This is a genomic window from Paramuribaculum intestinale, from assembly GCF_003024925.1.
Taxonomy (GTDB): Bacteria; Bacteroidota; Bacteroidia; order Bacteroidales; family Muribaculaceae; genus Paramuribaculum; species Paramuribaculum intestinale.
This window is the reverse complement of the sequence record NZ_PUED01000237.1, coordinates 1-3,065: the sequence shown is the minus strand read 5'-3', so window position 1 is coordinate 3,065 and position 3,065 is coordinate 1. Positions and strand designations below refer to the sequence as shown.

The following is a 3,065-nucleotide window of genomic DNA, read 5'->3' as shown; positions in this document are numbered from 1 at the left end:
GAGATGGGGCGCCCGCTGGGGCTGGGGGGGATTATTCGGCGATCACTTCAAATTCGGATCCGGAGGCGTAGTCGCGTCCGTCCTGTGCGCTGAGGGCCATGAAGCGGATGTAGCGGCCTTTGACGGGGCTGGCGAAGGTGACTGTCTTCTGCGATGCGCCTTTGTCGAAGGTGCCTTTGGCTACGGGCTCGCCCCACTGGCTGCCGTTGGTGCTGATGTAGATTTCGTAGTCTTTGACTGTGCCGGTGGAGTTGCCGTCCTGACGCGGGAGGTAGTTGATGCCTTTGATGGTCTTAGGTTCTCCGGCGTCGAAGTCGACCCAGTGGGGATAGGGTGCTACGGTGACGGAATACATGGTGTGCCAGATGGTGGTCGGGTCGCCGTCGGTGAGGTTGGTGGCTTCGCCATAGTCGGGTTCCTGGCTGCTGGCGTAGGTGGCCTGTGTGGCGATGGTTTCGATGCGCGGGAGTGTCATCGATGTGTAGACTGTGGGTGTGTCTTTGAGCCATGCCTTGACGGTGCCGCCCTGCTTGAATGGGAATGGGGCTGTGTAGAGGCGCGGCCGGCGCGATGTTCCGTCGGTGTAGAGGATTTTGGCCGTGGGGTCGGGCGATGAGATGGTGAGTTGGCCTGAGCGTGAGCGGCTGATGCCGATGGGCTGGAGGCCGCCTCCGCGCACTTTGGCGTTCTGGGAGAGGGTGTCGCCGGGGTGTGTGGGCCGGATGATGAATGTGAAGCGGTGTTCTGTGGCTTTTACGCGGTCGTTTTCAAGTGGGCCGCCTTGTCCGCAGCTGTTGCCGCCGAGTCCGGTCACTCCGAGGTCGAGGTGGAGTGTGGTGTTTTTTTTCGAGGGGAGTTTGTAGGTGTGGTCGGCCAGGAGGAGTTCCATCTCTGTATAGGGTATGGCTGTGGCGGACATTTTGTCGGGTGCGACGAACATGACTCCGCTTCCGTTGCTGTCGGTGAGTGCGGCCCAGCGCACTTCTTCACGGTTGCCGCAGCTCTGCGGGCGGGTGTAGGGTGTGAACATGCTGGCTACGGGTGCGCTGTAGAGTCCGATAAACTGGCCGGTCTTGCGGTCGGCATAGTTTTCTTCGGGTCCGCGTCCGTAGTAGGTGAACTGCGGGAGGTCGTCGGGCACTTCCATGGTGTAGCCGAGGCGGGGGAGCACTGCGGCGGGGTTGTTGGATGAGATGACGGCGTTGAGTTCGACGGATCCGTCGGGGTAGACGGTCCATATCTGGTTGGTGGTGAAGCGGAAGTCGTCGGGGCCGAAGATGGCTGACTGGCTTTCATCGATGGCGTAGGTGCCTGATGCGTTGCCGTTGCCTCCGGTCATTCGTCCGCCGCGCGGTGCCTGGCTTTCGATGGTGAAGGAGAGGACGGCGTTGCCGAAGCGGTCGGTGAATGTCTCGCAGGCGGTGACTTTGTGCTTGAGGTTGTAGAGTCCGTTGGCAAACCATTGTCCGTAGGCCCAGTTGTCGTTGTTGAGGTAGGCGCGGAATGCGTCGAGTGTGGGTCCGTGGCCGGGTACGATGACGTTGTGGCCGTCGTAGGTGAGGCTCTGGAGTGTGCCGGATATGAGGGAGAAGCGGGCTTCAAATCCTTGTCCGGTGATGGTCTGTGTGTTGCCTTTGCGGTTGATGTCGATCTTGCCTATCTGTCCGGCTATGCCGCGCATGCAGCGTGGGCGTTCGGGTCGGTTGATCTCGAGCTGTTCGGACATCTGTGTGTAGCCGGCTTTGGCCCATGGGCGGTCGCTGGCGAGGCGGTAGTCGATGTTGAGGTAGTATTCGTTGCAGGGTTTGATGAGTGTGGTGTCGAAGGGGACGGTGTAGATCTGGCGCTGGCGGGGCTGGAGTGCGATGCGGGGTCCCTGGAGTGCGTTGCCGGTCTGTATGGGTTGTCCGTCTTCGTAGAGGGTCCATGTGGTGGTGTAGTCGTCGAGGGGTGTGAAGTAGTTTTTGTTGAATACTTCGATCTGTCCTTTGGCGATGTCGACGGGTGTTATGGCGATGTTCTGGTAGACTTTTTTGACTTCGGCGAGCTGTGGTTTGGGTGTGAGGTCGCCGAAGAGTATGCCGTTCATGACGAATTGTCCGTCGGTGGGGCGGTCGCCGAAGTCGCCTCCGAATGCGAGGTAGCGCTGGCGGGTCTTGGGGTCGTAGTTGTAGAGGCTTTGGTCGATCCAGTCCCAGATGGCTCCTCCGATGAAGAAGTTGGTGCTTTCGATTGCGTTCCAGTAGTCGACGAGGTTGCCGAGGGCGTTGCCCATGGAGTGGGCGTATTCGGAGATGTGGAAGGGGTAGTTGAGTTTCATTTTGCCTTTTACGGCTTCGTTGACCCATGCGATGGAGGGGTATTGGTTGGAGCCGATGTCGACGATGTCGTTGTTGCGTTCGTACTGTACGGGGCGTGTGGTGTCGAAGGCTTTGATGGCGTTGTAGGCTGTGACGAAGTTTTTGCCTGGTCCGGCTTCGTTGCCGAGGCTCCAGATGACGATTGAGGGTGAGTTGATGTTGGAGCGAACCATTTCGATGTTGCGCGCTACGTGGGCGTTTTCGAATTCGGGGACGTGGGAGAGTGATGCGTTGCCGTAGTAGTATTCGTGGCTTTCGAGGTTGGCTTCGTCTTCGAGGTAGATGCCGTATTTGTCTGTGAGGTAGTACCAGTAGGGGTCGTCGGGGTAGTGTGAGTTGCGGACGTGGTTGATGTTGGCCCGTTTCATGATCATGATTTCCTGGGTCATGCGGTCGTGGCTGATGGTGTGGCCGGTCGCGGGGTCGGTTTCGTGGCGGTTGACGCCTTTGAGTTTGACGGGTTGGTTGTTGATGTAGAAGTAGCGTCCGGCGAGGTTGAATTCGTCGTCTTCGGCTTTGGTCTGGCGGACTTCGATCTGGCGGAATCCGGTGTAGGTCGATACGGTTTCGAGGGGTTGTCCTTTTTTGTCAAGGAGTTGGGCTACAAGGACGTAGCGTGCGGGGTGTTCGGCGCTCCAGAGGTGGGGGTGCTGTAGGGTGAGGGGTAGGGTGATTGTGGCGGCGGTGTCGGGGGTGATGGTGGGG

Annotated in this window: 1 protein-coding gene; it reads right to left on the bottom strand. The window is 59.2% G+C overall.

Annotated features, from left to right (window positions below; translation table 11 throughout):
• Positions 1–31 precede the first annotated feature (31 nt).
• A partial coding sequence (locus C5O24_RS12105; RefSeq protein ID WP_107681895.1) for a glycoside hydrolase family 2 TIM barrel-domain containing protein occupies positions 32–3,065 on the bottom strand: 3,034 nt, incomplete at its 5' end.